At 62.7% G+C, this 23,099-nt stretch carries 20 protein-coding genes; 13 read left to right on the forward strand and 7 right to left on the reverse strand.

The window, feature by feature from the left end:
* Window positions 1-6: 6 nt before the first annotated feature.
* Both NKJ67_RS07600 and mgrA read left to right on the forward strand, forming a co-directional pair.
* The gene (locus tag NKJ67_RS07600) at window positions 7-1,149 is read left to right on the forward strand and encodes a Gfo/Idh/MocA family protein (protein WP_352580957.1); all 1,143 of its coding nucleotides are present in this window, start codon (window positions 7-9) and stop codon (window positions 1,147-1,149) included.
* Window positions 1,150-1,270: 121 nt separating this feature from the next.
* The gene (gene mgrA, locus NKJ67_RS07605) at window positions 1,271-2,317 is read left to right on the forward strand and encodes an L-glyceraldehyde 3-phosphate reductase (protein WP_127268557.1); all 1,047 of its coding nucleotides are present in this window, start codon (window positions 1,271-1,273) and stop codon (window positions 2,315-2,317) included.
* Between the two features lie 75 nt (window positions 2,318-2,392).
* On the opposite strand, the gene NKJ67_RS07610 is transcribed toward mgrA, so the two are convergent.
* Window positions 2,393-3,490: a S1 family serine peptidase gene (locus NKJ67_RS07610; protein ID WP_352580958.1), complete on the reverse strand. Its 1,098-nt coding sequence runs from the start codon at window positions 3,488-3,490 to the stop codon at window positions 2,393-2,395.
* A gap of 396 nt (window positions 3,491-3,886) precedes the next feature.
* On the opposite strand from NKJ67_RS07610, the gene NKJ67_RS07615 reads away from it, so the two are divergent.
* The gene (locus NKJ67_RS07615) at window positions 3,887-4,981 is read left to right on the forward strand and encodes a trypsin-like serine peptidase (protein ID WP_352580959.1); all 1,095 of its coding nucleotides are present in this window, start codon (window positions 3,887-3,889) and stop codon (window positions 4,979-4,981) included.
* A gap of 62 nt (window positions 4,982-5,043) precedes the next feature.
* On the opposite strand, the gene NKJ67_RS07620 is transcribed toward NKJ67_RS07615, so the two are convergent.
* The 3 genes from NKJ67_RS07620 to NKJ67_RS07630 all read right to left on the reverse strand — a co-directional run bounded on the left by NKJ67_RS07620 (window position 5,044) and on the right by NKJ67_RS07630 (window position 8,431).
* Window positions 5,044-5,745, reverse strand: a complete 702-nt coding sequence (locus tag NKJ67_RS07620; protein WP_352580960.1) for a DUF4760 domain-containing protein — start codon at window positions 5,743-5,745, stop codon at window positions 5,044-5,046.
* Window positions 5,742-6,122 carry a hypothetical protein gene (locus NKJ67_RS07625; RefSeq protein ID WP_127271640.1) on the reverse strand — a complete coding sequence of 127 codons (381 nt, stop codon included), beginning with the start codon at window positions 6,120-6,122 and terminating at the stop codon, window positions 5,742-5,744. Before NKJ67_RS07625 ends, NKJ67_RS07620 begins: the two co-directional genes overlap by 4 nt.
* A 113-nt stretch (window positions 6,123-6,235) precedes the next feature.
* Window positions 6,236-8,431 carry a caspase family protein gene (locus NKJ67_RS07630; protein ID WP_352580961.1) on the reverse strand — a complete coding sequence of 732 codons (2,196 nt, stop codon included), beginning with the start codon at window positions 8,429-8,431 and terminating at the stop codon, window positions 6,236-6,238.
* A gap of 244 nt (window positions 8,432-8,675) precedes the next feature.
* Between NKJ67_RS07630 and NKJ67_RS07635 the strand changes: the two genes are divergently transcribed.
* Window positions 8,676-9,080 carry a Fur family transcriptional regulator gene (locus tag NKJ67_RS07635; protein WP_056594898.1) on the forward strand — a complete coding sequence of 135 codons (405 nt, stop codon included), beginning with the start codon at window positions 8,676-8,678 and terminating at the stop codon, window positions 9,078-9,080.
* Between the two features lie 71 nt (window positions 9,081-9,151).
* Here the strand turns inward: NKJ67_RS07635 and polA are convergent, their stop codons facing one another.
* A complete protein-coding gene (gene polA / locus NKJ67_RS07640; protein WP_352581085.1) occupies window positions 9,152-12,103 on the reverse strand; it encodes a DNA polymerase I in 2,952 nt (983 codons plus the stop codon).
* A 415-nt stretch (window positions 12,104-12,518) separates the two neighbouring features.
* On the opposite strand from polA, the gene NKJ67_RS07645 reads away from it, so the two are divergent.
* From NKJ67_RS07645 to NKJ67_RS07680, 8 genes are all read left to right on the forward strand, one after another.
* The gene (locus NKJ67_RS07645) at window positions 12,519-13,904 is read left to right on the forward strand and encodes a M20/M25/M40 family metallo-hydrolase (RefSeq protein WP_352580962.1); all 1,386 of its coding nucleotides are present in this window, start codon (window positions 12,519-12,521) and stop codon (window positions 13,902-13,904) included.
* 125 nt (window positions 13,905-14,029) lie between these two features.
* Complete coding sequence (locus NKJ67_RS07650) at window positions 14,030-14,650, forward strand: ribonuclease D (RefSeq protein WP_352580964.1); 621 nt, start codon at window positions 14,030-14,032, stop codon at window positions 14,648-14,650.
* A 102-nt stretch (window positions 14,651-14,752) separates the two neighbouring features.
* Window positions 14,753-14,956 (forward strand): hypothetical protein, encoded by a 204-nt coding sequence (locus NKJ67_RS07655; RefSeq protein WP_013529550.1) that lies wholly within the window; start codon window positions 14,753-14,755, stop codon window positions 14,954-14,956.
* Between the two features lie 110 nt (window positions 14,957-15,066).
* The gene (locus NKJ67_RS07660; RefSeq protein ID WP_013529551.1) at window positions 15,067-15,321 is read left to right on the forward strand and encodes a GlsB/YeaQ/YmgE family stress response membrane protein; all 255 of its coding nucleotides are present in this window, start codon (window positions 15,067-15,069) and stop codon (window positions 15,319-15,321) included.
* Window positions 15,322-15,346: 25 nt separating this feature from the next.
* Window positions 15,347-15,493 (forward strand): hypothetical protein, encoded by a 147-nt coding sequence (locus NKJ67_RS07665; protein ID WP_013529552.1) that lies wholly within the window; start codon window positions 15,347-15,349, stop codon window positions 15,491-15,493.
* A gap of 30 nt (window positions 15,494-15,523) precedes the next feature.
* Window positions 15,524-16,438 (forward strand): hypothetical protein, encoded by a 915-nt coding sequence (locus tag NKJ67_RS07670; RefSeq protein WP_352580965.1) that lies wholly within the window; start codon window positions 15,524-15,526, stop codon window positions 16,436-16,438.
* Between the two features lie 23 nt (window positions 16,439-16,461).
* Window positions 16,462-18,432 (forward strand): acyltransferase family protein, encoded by a 1,971-nt coding sequence (locus NKJ67_RS07675; protein ID WP_352580966.1) that lies wholly within the window; start codon window positions 16,462-16,464, stop codon window positions 18,430-18,432.
* 149 nt (window positions 18,433-18,581) lie between these two features.
* Complete coding sequence (locus tag NKJ67_RS07680; protein ID WP_292703567.1) at window positions 18,582-20,843, forward strand: transglycosylase domain-containing protein; 2,262 nt, start codon at window positions 18,582-18,584, stop codon at window positions 20,841-20,843.
* Window positions 20,844-20,852: 9 nt separating this feature from the next.
* On the opposite strand, the gene NKJ67_RS07685 is transcribed toward NKJ67_RS07680, so the two are convergent.
* On the reverse strand, window positions 20,853-21,215 hold the full coding sequence (locus NKJ67_RS07685) for a nuclear transport factor 2 family protein (protein WP_027037737.1): 363 nt from the start codon (window positions 21,213-21,215) through the stop codon (window positions 20,853-20,855).
* A 162-nt stretch (window positions 21,216-21,377) separates the two neighbouring features.
* Here NKJ67_RS07685 and NKJ67_RS07690 point away from each other — a divergent pair, with 162 nt between their 5' ends.
* Window positions 21,378-22,130, forward strand: coding sequence for an SDR family NAD(P)-dependent oxidoreductase (locus NKJ67_RS07690; RefSeq protein WP_023812510.1), 753 nt, complete (start codon window positions 21,378-21,380; stop codon window positions 22,128-22,130).
* A 13-nt stretch (window positions 22,131-22,143) separates the two neighbouring features.
* On the opposite strand, the gene NKJ67_RS07695 is transcribed toward NKJ67_RS07690, so the two are convergent.
* Window positions 22,144-23,064 (reverse strand): zinc-binding dehydrogenase, encoded by a 921-nt coding sequence (locus NKJ67_RS07695; protein WP_352580967.1) that lies wholly within the window; start codon window positions 23,062-23,064, stop codon window positions 22,144-22,146.
* Window positions 23,065-23,099: the final 35 nt, after the last annotated feature.

The raw sequence follows: 23,099 nt of genomic DNA on the forward strand, positions 1-23,099 counted from the left end.
ATCAGCATGGCAAAGAAACTTGGCATCGGCGTCATCGGCTGCGGCAACATCTCGAAGGCGTATTTTTCACTGGCGCCGCTGTTTCGCGGCATCGAAATGCGTGCGTGCGCCGACATCAACATGGAGGCGGCCAAGGCGCGGGCGAAGGAGTTCAAGCTGCGCGCCGAGACCGTCGAAGACCTGCTCAAGGCCGACGACATCGACATCATCGTCAACCTGACCATCCCGGCGGTGCACTATGAAGTGTCAAAGCAGATCCTCGACGCCGGCAAGCACGTCTATTCGGAAAAGCCGTTCGTGCTGTCGGTCAAGGAAGGGCTCGACCTTAAGAAGCGGGCGGAGAAAAAGGGCCTGCGGATCGGCTCGGCGCCAGACACTTTCCTCGGCGGCGCGCACCAACTGGTGCGCAACCTGATCGACACCGGCAAGCTTGGCAAGGTCACGAGCGGTACCTGCCATGTCATGGGCCACGGCATGGAGCATTGGCACCCCAATCCGGATTTCTTCTTCCAGCCGGGCGCCGGTCCCGTGCTCGATATCGGGCCTTACTACATCACCAATCTGATCCAGCTGATCGGACCGGTGAAACAGGTCGCGGCCTTCGCGACGACGCCGGCCAAGGAGCGGACGATCAGTTCAAAGCCGCGCGCGGGTGAAAAGATACCGGTCAACACGCCGACGACCATCCATGGGCTGCTGGAGTTCGAGAACGGTGCCGTTATAACGCTCAACACCAGCTGGGACGTCTGGGCCCACGGCCACGCGCCGATGGAGCTTTATGGCGAGGCGGGTACGGTGTTCGTGCCGGACCCGAACTTCTTCGGTGGTGACGTTCGCTTCACCGACGCGGCCAAGCCGGTCAAGAAGCTGCCGAACTGGCCGCATCCATTCGGCGTGCCCAACGAGATGCATTCGCAAGGCATGATGGCCAACTACCGCACATCGGGCCTCGCCGACATGGCAGTGGCGATCGCGGAAGGCCGATCGCATCGCTGTTCGATGGAGCTGGCGCTGCACGCCGTCGACGTGATGACCGGGCTGTTGCGCTCCGGCGAAACCGGCAAGTTCGTCGCCATGCAGACCACCTGCGAACGGCCGGCAGCCCTCGGCGTCAAGCAAGCCAAGGACCTTTTGGCGAAGAAGAAGTAGGCAGATACCTCAACCCTCTCCCCGTTCCGGCGGGGAGAGGGTAAAGGTGAGGGGCAAAGCCGACTCGCCCGCGTTGTCGCGATGGCAGTAGCCTGGCTCGCTTCCATTTGAGGATTTTCCGATGCCCTATACGCCCGCCGAAAACCGCTACGAGAAAATGGTCTACAACCGCTGTGGCCGCTCCGGCCTGAAGCTGCCGGCAATCTCGCTCGGCCTGTGGCATAATTTCGGCAACGACACGCCGCACAGGACCAAGCAGGCGATCGCGCGCAAGGCCTTCGACCTCGGCATCACGCATTTCGACCTTGCCAACAATTACGGTCCGCCACCCGGCTCGGCCGAGACCGCTTTCGGTGAAATCCTGCGCACCGACTTCGCCGCCTACCGCGACGAGCTGATCATCTCGACGAAGGCCGGCTACGAGATGTGGGCCGGACCCTACGGCGAATGGGGCGGGCGCAAATACATTCTGGCCAGCCTCGACCAGAGCCTGAAGCGCATGGGGCTCGACTATGTCGATATCTTCTATTCGCATCGTTTCGACCCCGACACGCCGCTGGAAGAGACCATGGGCGCGCTCGACCATGCCGTGCGCTCGGGCAAGGCGCTCTATGCCGGCATCTCGTCCTACAATTCGCAGCGCACACGCGAGGCCGCCGATATCTTGAAGCAGCTTGGCACGCCTTGCGTCATCCACCAGCCGAGCTATTCGATGCTGAACCGCTGGGTGGAGGAAGATGGCTTGCTCGACACGCTCGAAGGGCTCGGCGTCGGCTCCATCGTGTTCTCGCCGCTGGCGCAAGGCATGCTGACCAACAAGTATCTCGGCGGCATTCCCGATGGCAGCCGTGCCTCCCAGGGCAAGTCGCTGAAGACAGCCTTCATCAACGACAAGACCATCGCCAACATCAAGGCGCTCGACGCCATCGCCGGCAAGCGCGGGCAGACGCTGGCGCAGATGGCGCTGGCCTGGGTGCTGCGCAAGGGCAGGGTGACATCGGCGCTGATCGGCGCCAGCCGGCCGGAGCAGGTCGAGGACTGCGTCGGCGCGCTCAAGGTGCTCGATTTCAGCGATGCCGAACTCGCCGAGATCGACACCTATGCGCGCGAATCCGACATTAATCTGTGGGCGGCTTCCGCCGAGCGCAAAGGCCCGCCGCGAAAATAAGTCCTCTCGATAAGCCGGCAAGCAAAACGGCGGGAACCTCTCCCGCCGTTTTGCTTGAAAGCGAACAGCGCTGCTTCAGGGCGTTTTCGGTTTCTGGGCGGTGCCCAGTCCCGCCTTGGGCTTTGCCGGCGCCGGAGCCGAGGTCTTCATCTTCGCCTCGATCCAGCCGGTGTAGTTGGCCAGCCGCGTGTAGATGCCGTAGGCCTCCTTGTGGCCGCACGCCGCACTGCCGTCAGCCGGGCCTTCGCCCCAGCTGACGACGCCGACCTGGACCGGGCCTTCGGCACCGGTCATGAACAGCGGGCCGCCGCTGTCGCCGTTGCAGGCATCGCGCACGCCGCTGGTGGTGCCGGCGCAGATCATGTTGCCGGTCAGCGGGTCGGTCATGTCGGCGGCGATCGCATTGGCTGCCGCGTCGATGCCTTTTTCCGAATAGCGCATACGGCGGGACAGATCACCGAGCGCTGCCTTCAGATCACGCGCATAGATGGCCTTGATGCCGCTGTTGCAGGCCTGGTTCGGCTGCAGATCGAGATCGACAACCATCAGCGTGGTCGGAAAGGTGCCGTCCTGCATCTTGCCCCAGCCGGTGACGGTCGTCTTGCCGGTGTCGGGGGTTGCCTCATGGGCGACCTTGATGGTCGGCGCGTCGGCCGGTTCGGCAAGCCGGAGCAGGGCGAGATCGTTGTCGAGCGTTTGCTCGCTGTAGGCTTCGTTGACGATGACCTCCACCACCTTGTGGCGCTTGCCCTCGCTGAGATCGGTTGCACCGGTCAGCACGGTGACGCTCTCCGGCGAAACCGGCTGACCCTTGTCGTTGAGGCAGTGTGCTGCCGTCAGCACCCATTGCGGCGCGATCAGGCTGCCGCCGCAGAATTGGGCGTTGGCCTGCGAGGCCGGGTTCTCGTCCAGCCTGTCGGTGGTGAGCAGCGCGACCTGGAACGGATAGGCTCCCTTTTCGGCCTGGTTGCCGCCATAGACGCGGTCGGCTGCGTCGGGGTTCTCCGCCGCGGCTTTCGCCCTGGCTTCCGTCACGCGCTTCATTGGCGAGACCGCTGCCTCCGGTCGGGCGACTGCTTCGTCGGCCTGGGTGGAATTGGCTGCCGCAAGGGCGGCTGCGATGCCGAGCAGCGATAGAGCGGCGATCGGCCTGAACCGATGGATGATGTTCATCTGAAGCCCTCCTGATATGTACCCGAGCGGACCAGCCCCGGCGCATGATCAACAAAGCAAGCCTCAGACTGGTGGTCAGGCCGCGCAGCTTTCGTTGTAGCGGCACGGCAGGGACACCAAGTCAGGCACTGCTTCGCGTATCGCGTTCCTGTGCAGACCCCGTTCAAAACCCTATAGCCCCCCACGGGCTATGTGGAAGCTAATTGTCATTCCAATGTTGTATTAATTTAGGCAATATATCCGCCCGGGTGTCTTTGGCGGGGGCTTTGACCGACCGCATAGGCGATGGTCAAATTTCAAGTGCGGTAACCAAAATCCTTTTTCGACGCCACCACGATCTCGACAATATTTCTGTATCTTGATCCAGTCCTTGCTGACTTTTGGGAGAGTCTCACCATGACAAAACTGACAAACGCACTCATTGTGTCCGCATTGCTTTCCACCGCAATGTGGACGGTCCCGGTTTTCGCCGCCGATCCTGGCTCCGCCAGTGCCGGCAATGGCGAAAGCGCGCGCGACGTGACTTCAGGCGACTACAAGCCCGGGCGGGCAAAGCCGATCGCGCCACCGAAGCTGACCGACGAAGACAGCCGCGCCGCGCCGCTTGCCGACGAGGCAACGGCTGTCAAATCCTACGGCATCGTCGGACGGTCCGCCGATGGCAAGGAGATCAAGATCCAGCCGAGCGAAGCGCTGCGGGAGCTTATCATCAAGGAACTGAACGCTCCGGCCACCGGAAAAGACGGGGCCGAGCGCAAGACCGAGGATCCGGACCTCGGCGAAGGCGAAGCCGGCCGTCAGGTTTTCGGCACCGACGATCGCGAGCAGGTCAAGAACACCAAGACCTATCCGTTCTCGGCAATCGGCTATCTCGAAGCCAAATCACCGAAGACGGGCAGCTTCGGCAGCTGTTCGGCAACGCTGATCGGCCCGCGCACGGTGCTCACCGCCGCGCACTGCCTCTACAGCCATGAGGATAAGGATTGGCTCTCCGACTATCTGTTCGTGCCGGGGCTGAACGGCAGCACGGCCGACGACGCACCGTTCGGCGCCTTCGCCTTCGAAAGCGCCTATGTGCTGCAAGGCTTCATCGACAACTACCAGGGTTATTATGGTTCGGTCCTGCTGTGGGATCTCGGCATCGTCACGCTAAAGCAGGATGTCGGCACCAATCTCGGCTGGCTGGGCTATGCCAACTACGAGGATCTCGGCGATTTCACCGCCAATCTCGTCGGCTATCCCGGCGACAAGCCGATGGGCACGATGTGGAAGGCAAACTGCGAAGTGCACGCCGAAAACATCGCGCCGGAATATTTCCAGTATGACTGCGATACGTTCCCAGGGTCGAGCGGCAGCTCGGTCTATGCTTACGACAACAAGGCCAAGCAGCGCATCGTCACCGGTGTCAACGTGGCGGAAAGCCCCGACGCGAACACCGCCGTGCGCCTGAACGCTGCCAACGTCCAGTGGATCAACAGCCTGTATAAGTAATCGCTGCGCATTCGCGGTGGAGACAAAGGCGGCGGCGCAATCCCGCCGCCTTTTTCGCGCCGCTATTTGGCTTCGGCCGTGGGCGGCCCATTGCGCACATAGGTCTCGATTGCCGAAGCGAAAGTGGGAGAACCCGCCTTGCGCTGCTTGTCTATGTAGCCGGCAAAATAGCTCCAGAAAGAGACGGCATAGTCACGGAAATAAGCATCGGTCACTTTGCGCGAACACAAATTGCCGTCGATGCAGAATGACAGCCGGTTGAGGAAATAGACGATGCGATCGAAATTCTCGCTGAAATCGGCGAGCGGCATGTCGCCGCCGGAGGCGGTCATCGCCTCGATGCCGATCCGTTGCCGGAACACCTGCTCCTCAGTTGGCGAGGGGTTGGCGCTGAGCAGATTGTCATATTTGGCGTTAAGCGCGGTCAGACGATCTTTCAGCGCGCGCTGCGCCTGCTGGTAGTCCTTCTTTTCCCAGAGTTCGACAAGCGACATGGTCTGCTCGACGCGCTTCTGCTCCTGGTTGGCCAGGAACTGGTAGACCGAGAACATCAGGGTGAAGATGATGGCGAGACGCACGGCCATGCCCGACCAGGCATAGACCAGCATGCGCCAGTCGCGGTCGGTGAAGGGGTTGCTCTCCTTCTTGATCTCGTGGGCGCTTGGCCAAGGGAAACCTTCGGTGGTTTCCGCCAGCGCGGGTTTGCCGGCCGGCGCCTTTGCGGCGGCTGCTGTCTGCCTGGTGTTGCCCGTTGGCTTCTTCATCCGCAGCTGTCCAGTTCAATGGTGGCGGAGGGATCCAGCACGATGCCCGGCGTCTCCAGCTTCCGTTTCAGGCATTCCAGTTGCAGGCGCGAAATCATGAACTGCACGTCAGGCTCCGCCGCCCCCTTGTTCGGTGACGGCAAGGCTTCGACGACGCCGCGCGAGGCGCAGTTGCTGAGATCGACGACAACGGCGTCGCTGCCGCTTTTGGCGAACTGGTCGTACTGATCGAGAAAACACGTCGCCAGTTCCGAGTTGGTGACGATCTGCTTGACGCACAGGCCGCAGGCCTCGTCCGCCGAAGCGTTGGCGATCAACAACAGGCCGCCGCCAAGGCCAGCCACCGTTCCACGCCAGGAAAACACAGAATTCTTCACAATCGATCCTATCCGTTTCATCCGGCCGTCATGCGCCAAGACGCGGCCGGGAATGTTCTCATATCGCGCCGATCGCGCAAGAGCCGGCAGAGCCATGCGGCGCCGGCATCCGCTCAGGCGCGCGGCACCGTCTCCATCGGGAAAATCATCACCGCGCCTTTCGGGCCGCTCTTGTCGGCAAGCCGCATCACCGAGCGGGTTGCCGGCGCCATGCCGAGATCGGTCAGCATGTCGGAGAAGCCGGCGGAGCCCATTCCGCGTGTCGCCGCGGCGACGCCGTCCTGCGCCAGGAAGCTCAGATCCTGCTTCTCGCTCTCCGGCGGCGCCTCGGTCAAAACAGCGATCATCCGCTCCATGCCGAAACTGGTGTCGGTGAAAGCCAGCAGCCCCTCTTCGAGCATGGCTTGCGGGGCGAGGCGTTCGGCAACGATATGGGTGATCGAATAGTCGCTGCCGACATAGAGCACATTGATGTCGACCAGCAGATCCGAGCCGTTCTTGGCCAGCACATGCACTTCGTCGCCCGGCGAGACGCGCGGCACCACCGAAGCCTGCAGCGGTTCGAGGCCATCCTTGTCGCGGCGTTTGACCTGGAACTGGACGTCGACGTCCTCGGGCTTGTAGTCGGAGGCCGCCGCCAGCCGCGAAAGCCCGGTGGCACGGAAGATGGTGCGCAGGTTCCTGGTCGTTGCATCGGCCAGCTTGTGGCGGTCGTGAATGATGATCAGCGGCGGTTTGCCGCCCTCCTTCAGGCTCACGTCGCCCGACGCCGGCAGGAACCACAGCGCCGGCTTGTCGGCCGCATCCTTGACGCCGGGAACGGCATTCTCGCGCATCACCGCAAAGCGGAGGTCGGCGCTCTTGCCGGGCTCGACCAGCTCGATGTTGAAGCCGGTCTCCCTGGCTGTGGCCAGTTCGTCGAGAACCGAATTGACCAGAGCAGTTTCCTTCTCAAGTCCCTTGGCTATGGCCGGCCGCGCCAAGACGAGCTTGTAGTCGACGGCGATCTCCGCCACCCGCGCATAGGCGTTGGCGGGAATGTCGGCGACTTTGAGCGCCGGCTTCTTGTCGAACTCGACCGGCTTGACGCGGCTTTCCAGGTTTTTTGCCGACTGCACTTCCAAAAATCCGACAGCGTCGGACAGCGGCGATAACGCCGACGGCAGGATGGCGAGCTTGCTGCCGGGGGTGAGGCGATGCAGCAGCCCGGCGCCGATCGTCGCTTCGCCGTCCTTGATGACGACAGGCCACTGCATGACTGCATCGGTCTTGTCGGTGCCGAAGACGCGGGCATCCAGTTCGCCCTCGAACAGCGGTGTCGGCCGGGTGCGGCTGTCGGCCGAATATTGCTGCAGCACGGCCTGGCCGAGCTGGCGATAGGTGACGTTGGGATTCTCGGCCAGTTTGGACAGGATGGTGAAGGTGAACAGGCCCAGGCGCGGCGCATCCGCGATGCCCTTGGGCAACGGCATCTCGGGCGTCGTCTCCACCGTCTGCGCGGCATAGAAGGCGACCAGCTTGCCCTTGGTGATCGGTTCGCCACCGGTCGGCGTCAGGGTGAAGGCGGGCTTGCGCGTGCCATTGTCGTCGATGCCGCGCGAGCCGGCGACCGAAATCACCTCGTCATAGGCTTTGATCGCGGCAGCCCGCTCGGACTCGTTGCCGCCGACCAGGTCGGCGAACTCGACCTTGCGCTCCAACTCGTCATCGACCTCGACGGCGCGTGTCGCGGTTCCGGAATGGCAGCAGTCGAACACAACCCAGACGAAAGCACCCTTGTCGCGGATGGCGTCGAGTGCCGCGCCGATTTCGTTGTCGATCAGCGCATTGGGCACGCCGGCATCACGGTTGATCCATTTGCCGATATCTACGGGCAGGAAGATCTCGTCGAGCCCGTCGGTCTCGTCGCCCTTGACCATCTGCGGCTGCTGGGCACCGTGACCGGACAGATGCAGATAGACGAAATCGTCGCGCTGAACCTTGGCGGCAAGGTCGGCCAATGCAGCCTTGATCGCCGCATGGGTCGGCAGGCCACTGGCGCCGGGGACATCCTTGGCGAGCAGCGTGACGTTTTCCGGCGCGAAGCGCACGGGGTCGGGCACATTCTTCAGCAGATAGTCGTGGACGAGGGCTGCATCGTTCTTCGGCCCGACAAGCCAGTTCCTCTGCGGCAGGTTGGGATATTCGGTGCAGGCGACCAGCAGCGCATGGTAGGTGCGCGATGCGGCCATGGTTCGGAACGATACCATGCCGGCCATGGTCAAGGCGGACGTGCCGACCAGCAGCGTCCGCCGCGTCAATTTGATCATGATTGCTTCCCCAAGCCCGACCGAATTTCCAAGCGCGGCAATCCTTGCCGAAGATATTGTCAGTATTTTGAACGTCACATCGCAGAGCAACCTGCCTGTTGCCCCGCTCCGATCGATGTTCTCGACAGCCTCGCGGGCAGAATGCTGGAAACAGTAGCAAAAATGCCTGTTCGTCGCTATCTGGATGGGACATGGATCGTTTGTGCGCCGCACAAGCGACGCAAGGCGAGTTGGAAACAGGATCATGGCGGCAAGGGATGTGCTGACGAAGAACCAGCTGTGCGTGCTCGAGAAACTCGAGACCGCCAGCGGACCGCTCAGTGCCTACACCTTGCTCGACCAACTGCGCGAGCGCGGTTTTCGCGCGCCGCTGCAGGTCTATCGCGCGCTCGATACGCTGGTGAAGTCAGGTTTCGTGCATCGGCTCGAAAGCATCAACTCCTTCGTCGCCTGCGCCGAACCGCACGACCACAACCACTCGATGACCGCCTTCGCCATCTGCGACACTTGCGGGCAAGTCACCGAAATGTCCGACCACGATGTCGGCCACCAGCTGGACGAATGGGTGCGCTCCACCGGCTTCGCCGCCAAGAAGGCGGTGATCGAGTTTCGCGGGACGTGTGCCAAGTGCCTGGCCGAAGCGGCTTGAGGCCCATCGCTTCGTCATCCTAGGGTCTGCGCTCCGCTTCGCGTCGCTCCGCCCTAGGATGACGACGACGGCTAATGCGCCTCGTCCCAGTTGTTCGCCGCCCGCGCGTCGACGTGCAGCGGCACCGACATCGAGACCGCCGGCATCGCCGCGTTCTCCATGACGTGACGCACGACCGGGATCGTTGCCTCGACTTCCGCCTCGACGGTCTCGAAGATCAATTCATCATGCACCTGCAGCAGCATGCGTGCCGAAAGGCCTGCTTTTTCCAGCCCCTCCTCCATGCGGATCATGGCACGGCGGATGATGTCGGCGGCGGTGCCTTGCAGGCGGGCGTTGATCGAGGCGCGCTCGTTGAACGCGCGGAGCGAGGGATTGGACGATCTTATATCGGGGTAATGGATGCGGCGGCCGAAGATCGTTTCGACAAAGCCATGCTCGCGGGCATAGGCCTTGGTCTCCTCGATATAGTCTCGGATGCCGGGGAAGCGCTCGAAATATTTCTTGATGTAGTTGCCTGCCTCCTCGCGCGGGATCGACAGCTGGTTGGCGAGACCGAAGGCCGAGATGCCGTAGATGATGCCGAAATTGATCGCCTTGGCGCGGCGGCGGACTTCCGAAGGCATGCCTTCGACCGGCACGTTGAACATCTCCGACGCGGTGATGGCATGGATGTCGGCGCCGTCGGCGAAAGCCTGCCGCAATTGCGGTATTTCGGCGACATGGGCGAGCACCCGCAGCTCGATCTGGCTGTAGTCGGCCGAGACCAGGCGGTGGCTCTTGTCGGTGATGAAGGCGGTCCTGATCTTGCGGCCTTCGGCGGTGCGAACCGGGATGTTCTGCAGGTTCGGGTCGGAGGACGACAGCCGGCCCGTCGTCGTCGCGGCCAGCGCGTAGGACGTGTGGACGCGTTTGGTGTCGGGGTGGATGAAGCCCGGCAGCGCATCGGTATAGGTCGATTTCAGCTTGGTCAGTTGGCGCCAGTCGACGATCTTGCGCGGCAGTTCGTGGCCTTCGGCAGCGAGATCTTCGAGAAGCTGCGCCGAGGTCGACCACTGGCCGGTCTTGGTCTTGGAACCGCCGGGCAGGCCCATGCGCCCGAACAGGATGTCGCCGAGCTGCTTTGGCGAGCCGATGTTGATGCGTTCGCCGATGAGCTGGTAGATTTCCTCTTCAAGGCGAGCGGCGCCCTGGGCCAGTTCGCCGGAGAGCCGCGACAGGATCTGCCGGTCGACCGAGATGCCGCGCTGTTCCATGCGCGCCAGCACCGGCACCAGCGGCCGCTCCAACCGCTCATAGACAGACACCAGGCCCTTGGCGGCAAGCCGCGGTTTCAGCACCAGCCAGAGCCGAAGCGTCACATCGGCGTCCTCAGCGGCATGAGCCGTCGCCTTGTCGATGTCGACCTGATCGAAACCGACGGAGCTTTTGCCCGAGCCGGTCACATCCTTGAGTTGGAGAGGGGTATGACCGAGCCACTTTTCGGCAAGCGCATCCATGCCATGACCATGGGGCGTGCCGGCATCGAGCACGTAGGAGATCAGCATGGTGTCGTCGAACGGCGCGACATCGATGCCGTAGCGGCTCATGATGACAAGATCGTATTTCAGATTCTGCGCCACCTTGAGAACCGATCGGTCTTCGAGCAGCGGTTTCAGCACGGCCAGCGCCTCGCGCAGCGGAATCTGGTTTTCGAGCGCGCCACCACCGAGCAGGTCGCCATTGCCGCTCATGTGGGCAAAAGGAATGTAGGCGGCGCGGCCGGGCGCTGTGGCGATGGCCATGCCGATGAGTTCGGCCTGCATCGGATCAGCCGATGTTGCCCGGACATCGAAGGCGGCGATGCCCGCCTCCCGTGCCTCGGCCACCCAGGCTTTCAGGGTCGAGACATCGCGAATGCAATGATAGGCAGAAATATCGATCTTGCCGGTGGCCGCGCGCTCCAGCCGCAGTGCCGCGAGCAGGGAAGGGGTATCGCCTTGTTTTGACGTCTCCGCCGTCCCGCCGGCTTCGTCCGGTTCAGTGCCGGACGCGTTTCGGGCAACCGGCGGCAACCCGGCCCCGACATCTGGGCCATGAGCATGATCGGCGCGTTCGACGGTGACCGCGACGGCCTGGACGTCGCCGGCCTCGGTGCTGGTCGCTTCCGCCACACGGCGGGTCAGTGACGTGAATTCCATGGTCTTCAAGAAACCGATCAGCTTCGGGCCGTCCGGCGCGTGCAGGACGAAATCCTCCAGTCCCTCGGTCACCGGCACATCGTTCATCAGCGTCACCAGCTGACGAGAAATGCGCGCCTTGTCGGCATTGGCGATGATCGATTCGCGCCTCTTGTCCTGCTTGATCTCGCCGGCCCGGGCCAGCAGCGTGTCGAGGTCACCGAACTGTTCGAGCAGTTGCGCCGCCGTCTTCGGCCCTATGCCGGGCACACCAGGCACATTGTCGACCGAATCGCCGGTCAGCGCCTGCAGGTCGACCATCTTCTCCGGCGGCACGCCCCATTTTTCTATGACTTCCGGAATGCCGATCTGGCGGTCCTTCATCGGGTCGTACATGGCGACCGTATCGCCAACCAGCTGCATCAGGTCCTTGTCGGAGGAGATGATGGTGGTATCGCCGCCGGCTTCGCAGGCGAGCCTCGCATAGGTGGCGATCAGATCGTCGGCCTCGTAGCCTTCGATCTCGACGCAGGGCAGGTTGAACGCCCTGGTCGCCTGGCGGATCAGGCCGAATTGCGGGATCAGATCTTCCGGCGGTGCCGAGCGGTTGGCCTTGTATTCGGGGTAAAGGTCGTTGCGGAAGGTTTTCGACGAATAATCGAAAATGACGGCGAAATGCGTTGGCACAATGCCTACATCGGTGTTGCGGGCGTCGAGCATCAGCTTCCACAGCATGTTGCAGAAGCCGGAAACGGCGCCCACCGGCAGGCCGTCGGATTTGCGGGTCAGCGGCGGTAGCGCGTGATAGGCACGGAAGATGTAGCCGGAGCCGTCGACAAGGAAGAGATGATCGCCTTTTTTCATGCCGGCAGGGATAGCGCGGCGCGGCGGCTTGGTCCATGCCAAAGGCAGCGTCGACTATCGGTTCCGGCAACACCCTGACAGATCGCCGTCACCCTGCTCACGCCTATGTTACAAAACTGTAATTTTCGTGCCCTTGAATCGCCACGTTCAGAGACCCAAATACACGTCATCGGCAGTTTTCGCCGAGTCCGGAGCAAGGCCCGTCCCCCGCCTATCCCGGACACCTGCGGCAGCCTATCCCCCCTCTCCGGGCTGCCGCATCGTTTCGAGTAGAAGGCCGCCGTGGTTCCCCCTCCACCACGGCGGTCTTTTTTATCCCAGACAGACGTTTGCAGCCCGTGGTCCAATGATCGCGGGCTTTTCGTTTTCCTGTCCTGCCTTTACGGTTCGGGTCCTGAATCGAAAGGCTTCACATATGTCCGCAATTTCCCCCGTCCTCGACCGTCTCGACAACAATCTCGACCAGAGCCTCGAGCGTCTGTTCGGCTTGCTCAGGATCAAGTCGATCTCCACCGATCCGGCCTTTGCCGCCGATTGCCGCAAGGCGGCGGAATGGCTGGTGGCCGAACTCAAGCTGATCGGCTTCGACGCCAGCGTTCGCGACACACCAGGCCACCCGATGGTGGTTGCGCACCATGACGGCCCGGCCGGTTCGCCGCATGTGCTGTTCTACGGCCATTATGACGTTCAGCCGGTCGATCCGATCGAATTGTGGGAAAGCGATCCGTTCGCGCCTGCTGTCAAGGAGGTCGGGCCGGATCACAAGGTGATCACCGGACGCGGGTCGGCCGACGACAAGGGCCAGTTGATGACCTTCGTCGAGGCTTGCCGCGCCTGGAAACAGGTGCACGGCAATCTGCCTTGCCGCATCACCATCCTGTTCGAGGGCGAAGAGGAATCCGGCTCACCGTCGTTGAAGCCGTTCCTCGAAGCCAATGCCGACGAACTCAGGGCCGATTTCGCGCTGGTTTGCGATACCGGCATGTGGGACCGCGACACGCCGTCGATCTGCGTGGGATTGCGCGGGCTGGTCGGTGAGGAGATCACGGTGAAGGCCGCCGATCGCGACCTGCATTCCGGCCTATATGGCGGTGCCGCCGCCAACCCGATCCGCATCCTGGTCAAGGTTTTGGCCGATATCCACGACAAGGACGGCCACATCACCATCCCCGGCTTCTATGATGGGGTCGAGGAAACACCGTCGCAGATCCTGAAATCATGGGAGACGCTCGGCGAGACGGCCGAGACGTTCCTCGGACCGGTCGGCCTGTCGATCCCGTCGGGCGAAAAGGGCCGCTCGGTGCTGGAGTTGACCTGGGCGCGGCCGACAGCCGAGTTCAACGGCATCATCGGCGGCTATACCGGCAAGGGCTTCAAGACGGTGATCGCGGCGGAAGCCTCGGCGAAGGTGTCGTTTCGCCTTGTCCACAAGCAGGATCCCAAGAAAATTCGCGCTGCGTTCCAGAAATTCGTCAAGGAGCGGATTCCGGCCGACTGTTCGGTCGAATTCCATCCGCATGGCGGCTCGCCGGCAATCCAGCTTTCCTACGACTCGCCCTTCCTGGCCAAGGCCAAGAATGCGCTGTCCGACGAATGGCCGAAGCCGGCGGTGACGACGGGCAGCGGCGGGTCGATCCCGGTGGTCGGCGATTTCCAGACCTATCTCGGTATGGAATCGCTGCTGGTCGGGTTCGGCCTCGACGACGACCGCATCCACTCGCCCAACGAGAAATACGAGCTCAGCTCCTTCCACAAGGGCCAGCGCTCCTGGGCGCGGATTCTCGATGCCTTGACGCGCTGAGCGGCGGAAACTCCTGTTTTCCTGTTGATTTTTCAGCGGATCGCGGCGAGGACGGGCCACAAGACAAAGCGCTGCAGCGTCCCTTGCGGGTCAGGGGACACTGTAGGGCTCGACCGGAGAAGACAATGGCCGATATCCGTTTCCATAAAAACGACCTGCCCGACCTCTCGCACTACAATGTCGGGGCAGTGGCCATCGACACCGAGACGCTCGGGCTCAATCCGCATCGTGACCGGCTGTGCGTGGTGCAGATTTCGCCCGGCGACGGCACGGCCGACGTCATCCAGATCGCGCCTGGCCAGAAGAAGGCGCCGAACCTCGTCAGCCTGCTGCGGAATCGTGGCGTAACCAAGCTGTTCCACTACGGACGCTTCGATCTTGCCGTGCTCTACAATGCGTTCGGCGTGATGCCGGAGCCGGTGTTCTGCACCAAGATCGCCTCGCGGCTGACCCGCACCTACACCGACCGCCACGGGCTGAAGGACATCTGCTTCGAGCTTCTCGGCGTCGGCCTGTCCAAGGCGCAGCAATCGTCGGACTGGGCGGCCGAGACGCTGTCGCCCGAACAGCTCGAATATGCAGCTTCCGATGTGCTTTATCTGCACCGTTTGCGCGATGTGCTCGCCCGACGCCTGGCGCGCGATGGGCGGGCCAAGGAGGCCGATGCCTGCTTCCGCTTCCTGCCGACGCGTGCCAAGCTTGACCTGATGGGCTGGGACGAAGAGGATATCTTCGCCCATAGCTGACGGTCGTCCCGGCGAGTTGCTCTGCCGGTGAGCGTTTGGAACCGGATGCAGGCCGCCGCGTTCTGTCGGCTCAGTTTGTCGGCGTAATTGGGGGATGATGACATGGCGGACAGAAAGCCGATTGCGACCGCACCGACAGACGGCTCCAAGGTCTCCGTGACCTGGAAGGACAGCGACGGCGTGATCAACGAATCCATCGCGCAATATCGCGACGATGGCTGGTGGGTCTATATCGACAGTCACACGCAAAAGAAGGTCGAGCCGACCAGCTGGCGCCCTGCCGCAAGCGACGATGACGATCAATGAGTGCGCCGCTGGTGAGGCTGGTCGCTTTCGAATAGCCTGAAGCCGTTGATATCGAGGCCGATTCGGAGCTTTCCGTTCCGCCGTCGCCCTCTTGCTCGGAGGAACTCTCTATGGGTGTCGAAAGCCTGCTCGTCTTCATCATCATCGGTGCCATCGCCGGCTGGCTCGCCGGTCTTATCGTTTCCGGTTTCGGCTTCGGCCTTATCGGCAACATCATCGTCGGCATCGTCGGCGCGTTCATCGCCGGCTGGCTGTTTCCGAGGATCGGATTTTCCATCGGCGGCGGCACTCTCGCCGCGATCATCCATGCCACCATCGGCGCCATCATCCTGCTGGTGCTGGTCAAGGTCCTGAAACGAGCCTGAGGCTCGACAACGCAAAGAGCGCGCCATGAAACAGAATACGCTCTATCTCGTCATTGGCGCGCTCGTCGTCGTGGTCATTGCGCTCGGCATCTACGTCTATCGCGAGCAGACCAAACCCAAGGGCGTCGAGCTCAAGATCGACGACAAGGGCATTTCGATCCAGCAGAACTGAGCCGTCGAACGGCACATGCAGGAGCACGACATGGTGGCTTCTGACGCTCCGGAAGACGTCGATCAGCCCAGAATTACCGTTGCGGAATGGGAGAGGCTAAACAGGCCGCCAAGACGCGAGGCGCTGCTGCGCTATCATTGGCGGGTGTTTCGCTTCCTGAGGACATCCGCGCCGGTCAGCGAATTGCAGGGGCGAGAGCAGGCTTTCCGCGATACGATCATAGCCACCGTAGCCTTCAACCGGCCCGAAATGATCGAATGGCAAATTCACCTGGTACGCAGATACTTGGCCGAGCACGAAAGCTACATCGTTTTCGACAACAGCAACAAGGACGATGCAAGGGAAGCGATCCGCGATCTCTGCCGTCGCCAGCATGTCCCCTATGTCGCCTTGCCGAAGAACAGGCTGGTCGTCAGCAGATCGCACGGTCAAGCGCTCAACTGGATCGTGCGGAATTTCTTGCCTGGGTTCGGGCCGAAGCTTTTCGGCTTCATCGATCATGACATCTTTCCAACTGAACCATTTTCGATCCGCGACCGGATGAAGGGCAAGAGCCTCTACGGCAGCGTGCGGCGCGATACGCCGACACCAGGCGGCTGGTTCCTGTGGCCCGGCTTCTGTTTTTTCGATGGAAGCCTGTTGCGGCGGCGGCTGGATTTCGCCCCGAGCTACAAGTTTCATATGGATTCCGGCGGCGGCAACTGGCCGGTGCTCTACAGGTCGATCGACCCGGCGATGGTTCGGTTCGCCGAAAACAAATCGCTTCGCTTCGGCGCGGGACATGATCAATCCGAGGATTTTTTCATGGTGGTCGATGGCTGGCTGCACGTGACTAACGCCTCGAACTGGAGGCGACAGCAGGTTGACAGGAGCGAACACATTCTCGCGCTGTTGCGGCAAGCCGGCGGTCCCGACCAGCCGGATGTGAAGTTCGAGCCGATCTGAAATCAGGTCTGAGGCGGGTGGTGTTGACAGAAGACGCTGAGGGGCCTGTTGCATTGCGGCCTGAAATCCAGGGGCTGCGTGGCATTGCCGTTGCCCTGGTGGTGGTTTTCCACATCTGGCCCGCGGTTCTTCCTGGCGGGTATGTCGGAGTCGATGTGTTCTTCGTCATCTCGGGCTATCTCATCACCGGTCTGCTTGCCCGCATGGCGCTGCGCAACGGCCGCATCTCGCTGATGGCCTTTTATTCGCGGCGAGTGCGGCGACTGCTGCCGACTGCGATCCTGGCCCTTCTTGCCACGCTCGCAGGAACGCTGGTCTTCCTGTCCATGGCACGTTGGGAAGAGACGGCGATCCAGGTCTCTGCCAGTGCGCTCTATGTGCAGAACTGGCGGCTTGCCTGGCAGGCGGTCGACTATCTCGGCGCCGAGGAGGCGGCGAGCCCGGTGCAACATTACTGGTCTCTATCGATCGAGGAGCAGTTCTATATCGTCTGGCCATTGCTGATGGTGGCAGGCCTTTGGCTGGCGCGCCGTCTCGGGCGGCCAGCGAAGGGCGTATTCCTCGTTGGGCTGACCGCGGTTTTTGCCGGATCGCTGATCGCCTCGGTTGTCATCGCCCGGAGCGATCCGGCCGCCGCTTATTTCGTAACCCATACCCGTCTGTGGGAGCTGGCGCTCGGTGGCCTGCTGGCGCTGACGGTCCATCGGTTCAGGGCAGGGCTGCCATTGCGCGCCGCAATGGCGATGACCGGTATTGGCGCCATCGGGTTTTCAGCGCTTTTCTTTTCCGCCTCGACGTCATTTCCTGGCGCTCTTGCCTTGCTGCCGACCCTGGGGACGGTGCTCATCATTGCCGCCGGCGGCATCAAACTAGGCCGGTTTCGCGGACTTGATGCCAGCATCCTTTGCTATGTCGGCGACCGGTCGTATTCGATCTACCTCTGGCATTGGCCGCTGGTTGTTTTTTATTCGGCGCATCGCCCCGCGGCCGGGCTCCTTGCAGGTCTCGTGCTGATCGCCCTGACGCTGGCAATCTCGGATCTTTCCTACCGATATGTCGAACAGCGCTACCGGCAGCCGCAGTCGGATACGGAACGGAAACCTCTGGCCTATGCCACTGCCGCCGTTGCCGTCTGCGTGATGGTGTCGGGTGGGCTCGGCTATGCGCTCGACAGGCAAGACGTCGATATCAGCCTGATCGGGGTACCGAATTATCCAGGGCCGGCAGCGCTGCTTGCCAACGCTTCGGTTCCGCGCGACGTGGAACTGCTGCCATCCCTCGGCAAACTCAGGCGTGACGTACCGATCGTCTATCGACTGAAATGCCATCAGGAGCAGGACAGCACGCAAGCTGTGGGCTGCCAGCTCGGCGATCCCCAGGGAACCAGAACCATTGTCGTCGCAGGCGATTCACACGCAGCACAATGGATCCCGGCCATCGACAAGATTGCCAGGGACCGCAAGTGGAAACTGGTCACCTTCACCAAGGCTGCATGCCCTTTCACCCTTGCCGCGGTGACGGATGACGGTAAGCCGTATGAGGCCTGCGCAACATGGCGCGACAACGTTCTCGCCGAGATCAGGAAATTGCGGCCAGACCTGATGTTCACCAGCCAGTCTCGCTATTCCGACACACCGGAGCCGGCAATGATCGACGGTTTGCGCAGCATCTGGAGCGACTTGAACAGAACGGGCGTGCGTATTATCGCCATTCGGAACACGCCTTTCGTCAAGTTCGATCCCGGTGATTGCCTGGCCGTCGATCCCGACAAATGCGTCAACGCGCGACAGGAGGTGGAGACGAGCGATGTCTTCGCCCTCGCCGCGGGGGCATTGCCAGGGGTCCGTGTCGTTGACATGAACGATGCCTTATGTGGCAAGGACAGCTGTTCGGCCGTGGTCGGCAACATCATCGCCTGGCGCGACCATCACCATATGACGGCCACCTATGCGCTGGCGCTGGCGCCCTATCTGGCGAAGGCGGCGGGTCTCTAGCGAGATATCAAGGCGTAGCGGCTTTTTCGCATCGACATCGTTGACCAACGCCAGGGCCGGCATTCGAACACGACTTAACCCGCCTTTAAACCGCCGCATCTACTCTTCAACCCGAACGCCATAGGCATCGGGGATATCAAGCACAGCGCATGGCGAACCGCAGAGACAGTCGCATCGAACCCAGTTTCGAGGGGCCGCCGCAGGCGCGGTCCTCGGCGGGTCTTTCGGTGAACGAGGAGGATCGCGTCGTGCCGAGCAATCGCAAAGCCTCCGCAAAACGCAAGCCGGCCAAAGGGAAATCGTCGCGGGCCAAGCGCGGCAGAAGCCGGCGCGGCCTGTTCGGCGTGCTCGGCCGGCTGTTCTACTGGTGCTTCGTGTTCGCCATCTGGGGCGGCATCGCGGTGGCCGGCATCGTCGTCTACTATGGCGCCAAGATGCCGGCGGCGACGACCTGGTCGATTCCCGACCGCGCCCCCAACATCAAGATCGTCTCGGCAGATGGCCAATTGCTCGCCAATCGCGGCATGAGCGGCGGCGAGGCCGTCGGCCTGCATGAGATGTCGCCCTATATACCGGAAGCCGTCATCGCCATCGAGGACCGGCGCTTCTACTCGCATTTCGGCATCGACCCGATCGGTCTGTCGCGCGCCATGGTCACCAACGTGCTGGGCGGGCGTTTCTCGCAGGGCGGTTCGACGCTGACCCAGCAATTGGCGAAGAACCTGTTCCTGACACCCGACCGCACGCTGGAACGCAAGGTGCAGGAAGTGCTGCTGGCGCTGTGGCTGGAGCACAAGCACACCAAGGACCAGATCCTCGAAATGTACCTGAATCGGGTGTATTTCGGTTCCGGCGCCTATGGCGTCGAGGCCGCCTCGCGCCGCTATTTCGGCAAGAGCGCGCGCGACGTCACCCTGTCGGAAGCCGCATTGCTTGCCGGCCTGTTGAAGGCGCCGTCGCGGCTGTCCCCGGCACGCGATCCGAAGGCCGCCGAGGAACGCTCGCAACTGGTGCTTGCCGCCATGCGTGACGAGGGAAAGATCAGCGCCAAGGAAATGACCTCGGCGATGAGCGCGCCGGCAACGCGCGCGCCGTCCTACTGGACCGGCTCGGAGAATTATGTCGCTGACACCATCATGGAGGAATTGCCCGACCTGATCGGCGATGTGCGCGGCGACATCGTCATCGACAGCACCGTCGACCTCAACCTGCAAAAGCTCGCCGAACAGTCGATCCGCAGACTGATCGACGAGAGCGGCAAGAAGCTCAACGTCACACAGGGCGCGCTGGTGTCGATCGACGATTCCGGTGCGGTGCGTGCCATGGTTGGCGGCTACGACTATTCGACGAGCCAGTTCGACCGTGCTTCGGAGGCACGTCGCCAGCCGGGCTCGGCGTTCAAGCCGTTCGTCTATATGGCCGCGCTCGAAGCCGGTCGCACGCCCGACAGCATCCGCAACGATGCGCCGATCAAGATCGGCAATTGGACACCCGACAATTACGGCGGCAAGTATTTCGGCAAGGTGACGCTGGCCACCGCGCTGGCCAAGTCGCTGAACTCGGTGGCGGCGCAACTGACCATGGAGGTCGGGCCGAACGCGGTTGTCGAGGCGGCGCACCGCATGGGCATCCAGTCCGACCTGATAGCCAACACCTCGATCGCGCTCGGCACTTCGGAAGTGACGCCGCTGGAGCTGACCTCGGCCTATGTCCCCTTTGCCAATGGCGGCTATAAGCCGGACATCCATTTCATCCGGCGCGTGACGACCACCGAGGGCAAAGTGCTTTACGACAGCGGCGGCGGCAGCGCGCCGCGCGTCGTCAAGCCTGAGATCGTCGGCATGATGAACTCGATGATGACGGGCACGGTTGAGATCGGCACTGCCCGGAAAGCGGCTTTCGCCTGGCCATCGGCCGGCAAGACCGGCACCAGTCAGAATTCGCGCGACGCCTGGTTCGTCGGCTACACCGCCAACCTCACCACCGGTGTGTGGTTCGGCAATGATGATGGCAGCGCGATGAAGAAGGTCACCGGCGGCGCACTGCCGGCGCAGGCCTGGCACGAGTTCATGGTTGCGGCCCACGAAGGTGTGCCGGTGCGGCCGCTGCCCGGTACCTGGAAATCGACGCCGGCCGACACAATCGTCCCCGACGAGATACCCTCGGCGAACAACACGGCGCCGGTTCCGTCGACGTCGGTCGGTCAGCAGGCACCGGCGCGGCCAGCGGCGCCGGTTGCCCAAGCGCCGGTCCGCGCGGCCCGTCCCGCCCAAACCGTCGATGCCGACGGCCCCTCCATGCCGGAGGATGACGGCGCCACCGCGTCGATCAAACATCCGGTGCCGCCAGGTGACGTCGGCGGTCCGCGCAAAAAGCGGCAGACCTCGATCCTCGACCTCCTTGGCGGCTGATCCGATCCGCTAATTCCGTGGCTTGGCGCTGCCCAACTTCTTGCTGTCAAAGGTCAGTTTGTCGCTGTGAATCTTGCCATCGCTGATGGTGAGGTGCTTGGCGCAGGAAAGCGCGCCGGACGACTTTGTCATCAAGTCATACATCAGCAGCGCCTGGTGATCGTCTCCGAAGGCCGCGATCATGCGCACACCGGTCACATCCTGTGATAGTTTGGTCAGGCCCTCGAGATAGGGTTTCTTGCCGGTCGATTGCTGCATCGGCCCATCAAAGACGACGTCGTCGGCGACCAAGGATGCTGCCTTTTCGAGGTCGTGGCTTGTCCACGCCTTGGTGAAGGCGGTGGCTATGTCGAGGGGTGCTGTCTGTGTCATGGCTCTGTCCCGATTGATTGATTCAGAACCCCGCGCCCTTTCCGCATTCACGGACCAACGGCGAGCGGGCCCGCCAGTTCCCTCATCGAGGCGAATGGTGACATTTCGGCCTCTCGCCACCTCGGCGGCGTTCGGCTACATCTGCCGGTCGGAGACCTTGAAATGACTGAGCTCGACACCCGAAAGACCATCGTGCTGACCGGCGCCAGCCGCGGCATTGGCCACGCCACCGTCAAGCGTTTTTCGCGCGAGGGCTGGCGCGTCATCACCTGCTCCAGGCAGGCTTTCGCCGAGGATTGCCCGTGGCCGGCCGGGCCGGAAGACCACATCAAGGTCGATCTCGCCGATCAGGAGGATGTCGGCATCGCCGTCTCCGAAATCCGCCACCGGCTGGAAGCGCATGGCGGCCAGTTGCATGCGCTGGTCAACAATGCCGGCATTTCGCCGAAGCTCAAGGACGGCAACAGCCGCATGGATTCGATCGACACGCCGATGCATGTCTGGCGCGACGTGTTCCAGGTCAATTTCTTCGCGCCGATCATGCTGGCGCGCGGCCTGTTCAAGGAGCTGGCGGCGGCCAAGGGCTCGATCGTCAACGTAACCTCGATCGCCGGAACCCGCGTGCATCCCTTCGCCGGCACGGCCTACGCCACATCGAAGGCGGCACTCGGCTCGCTGACGCGCGAGATGGCACATGATTTCGGCCCGCACGGCATCCGCGTCAATGCCATTGCGCCCGGCGAGATCGACACCGCGATCCTGTCGCCGGGCACTGACAAGATCGTCGAGACCATCCCTCTCAGGCGCCTTGGCACCACGGCCGAAGTCGCCGACATCATCTTCTTCCTGTGTTCGCAGCAGGCGTCCTATGTGACGGGCTCGGAAATTCACATCAATGGCGGCCAGCACGTGTGACAAAACAGGATGCTCATCCTGTTATGGTGAGAACGGCCTTGCCGCTGAAGCTGCGCTGTCGCAGTGCGTCCAGCGCTTGGGCGATGTCTGTCCATGGCACGGTCAAGGCCACGCGTGTTTCGAGCCGGCCGGCTGCGACCAGAGCGAGCAGCGAGGCGATGTCCTCGCCAATGCCTGGACCGGACGTGTAGTAGGCGAAGGTCTGAAGCCTCGCTCCTTCATGATCCGGAACGAACTGGCGAAATCCGACGGGCGTTAGTTCGCCGCTGCTCGAACCGAACATGACGATGGTCCCGCCAGGGGCGACGCGTTCGATCGCGCATGCGAGGCTTTGGCCGCCAACCGACTCGGTAATCAGCGAGAACGGCCCCTCGGCCAGGTCTATCGCTTCGACAACCTGCCTGGCTCCGAGGCCGCGGAGATCCTCAGCGTGCCGGGCGGCGGCGACAGCGGTCACGAATCCGCCCTGATGGCGGGCGAGCTGGATCTGGAAACGACCGACCGCACCGCTTGCGCCGGTGATCAAGACCTGCTGGCCGGCGAGGTCCCCGCCATGGCGTAGAGTCCTCAGCGCCGTCGTACCGGCGACAGGAAGCGTGGCTGCGGAAACGAAGCTGACGTCATCCGGCAGGGCGGCGAGACGGTCGGTTGGGACTGCGATGCGTTCGGTCCAACCAGCCTCGTCGACCAACGCGACAACCCGGGCGCCGACGGTTGGCCCGGAACCATCGGCTGCTCTTCGTTCGACAATCCCCGCAATGTCCTGGCCGGGTATCCAGCCCTTGGGGCGTATGGCAAGCAGGCGCAGTTCGCCGCGATTCAACGAAGTCGCGTGGACCGAGACAAGCGCTTCATTCGAGGCCGGTTGAGGCTCGGCGACGTCGGCGAGCCTCAACCCGGTCGCGCTTTCGGGAAAGATGACCAGGGCGAGCATGGCGTACCTTGTTGCTGGCTTGTCGTTGCCAGCTT

It is taken from the genome of Mesorhizobium sp. M0088 (assembly GCF_040322895.1).
In the GTDB taxonomy this organism is placed as follows: domain Bacteria; phylum Pseudomonadota; class Alphaproteobacteria; order Rhizobiales; family Rhizobiaceae; genus Mesorhizobium.

Coding starts and splice junctions, on each gene's coding strand:
- polA (WP_352581085.1), bottom strand. CDS start 12,103: ATGAAAAAAGGCGATCATCTCTTCCTTGTCGACGGCTCCGGCTACATC.
- NKJ67_RS07680 (WP_292703567.1), top strand. CDS start 18,582: ATGGCGAACCGCAGAGACAGTCGCATCGAACCCAGTTTCGAGGGGCCG.
- NKJ67_RS07655 (WP_013529550.1), top strand. CDS start 14,753: ATGGCGGACAGAAAGCCGATTGCGACCGCACCGACAGACGGCTCCAAG.
- NKJ67_RS07690 (WP_023812510.1), top strand. CDS start 21,378: ATGACTGAGCTCGACACCCGAAAGACCATCGTGCTGACCGGCGCCAGC.
- NKJ67_RS07670 (WP_352580965.1), top strand. CDS start 15,524: ATGGTGGCTTCTGACGCTCCGGAAGACGTCGATCAGCCCAGAATTACC.
- NKJ67_RS07685 (WP_027037737.1), bottom strand. CDS start 21,215: ATGACACAGACAGCACCCCTCGACATAGCCACCGCCTTCACCAAGGCG.
- mgrA (WP_127268557.1), top strand. CDS start 1,271: ATGCCCTATACGCCCGCCGAAAACCGCTACGAGAAAATGGTCTACAAC.
- NKJ67_RS07615 (WP_352580959.1), top strand. CDS start 3,887: ATGACAAAACTGACAAACGCACTCATTGTGTCCGCATTGCTTTCCACC.
- NKJ67_RS07650 (WP_352580964.1), top strand. CDS start 14,030: ATGGCCGATATCCGTTTCCATAAAAACGACCTGCCCGACCTCTCGCAC.
- NKJ67_RS07695 (WP_352580967.1), bottom strand. CDS start 23,064: ATGCTCGCCCTGGTCATCTTTCCCGAAAGCGCGACCGGGTTGAGGCTC.
- NKJ67_RS07660 (WP_013529551.1), top strand. CDS start 15,067: ATGGGTGTCGAAAGCCTGCTCGTCTTCATCATCATCGGTGCCATCGCC.
- NKJ67_RS07620 (WP_352580960.1), bottom strand. CDS start 5,745: ATGAAGAAGCCAACGGGCAACACCAGGCAGACAGCAGCCGCCGCAAAG.
- NKJ67_RS07600 (WP_352580957.1), top strand. CDS start 7: ATGGCAAAGAAACTTGGCATCGGCGTCATCGGCTGCGGCAACATCTCG.
- NKJ67_RS07610 (WP_352580958.1), bottom strand. CDS start 3,490: ATGAACATCATCCATCGGTTCAGGCCGATCGCCGCTCTATCGCTGCTC.
- NKJ67_RS07630 (WP_352580961.1), bottom strand. CDS start 8,431: ATGATCAAATTGACGCGGCGGACGCTGCTGGTCGGCACGTCCGCCTTG.
- NKJ67_RS07665 (WP_013529552.1), top strand. CDS start 15,347: ATGAAACAGAATACGCTCTATCTCGTCATTGGCGCGCTCGTCGTCGTG.
- NKJ67_RS07635 (WP_056594898.1), top strand. CDS start 8,676: ATGGCGGCAAGGGATGTGCTGACGAAGAACCAGCTGTGCGTGCTCGAG.
- NKJ67_RS07645 (WP_352580962.1), top strand. CDS start 12,519: ATGTCCGCAATTTCCCCCGTCCTCGACCGTCTCGACAACAATCTCGAC.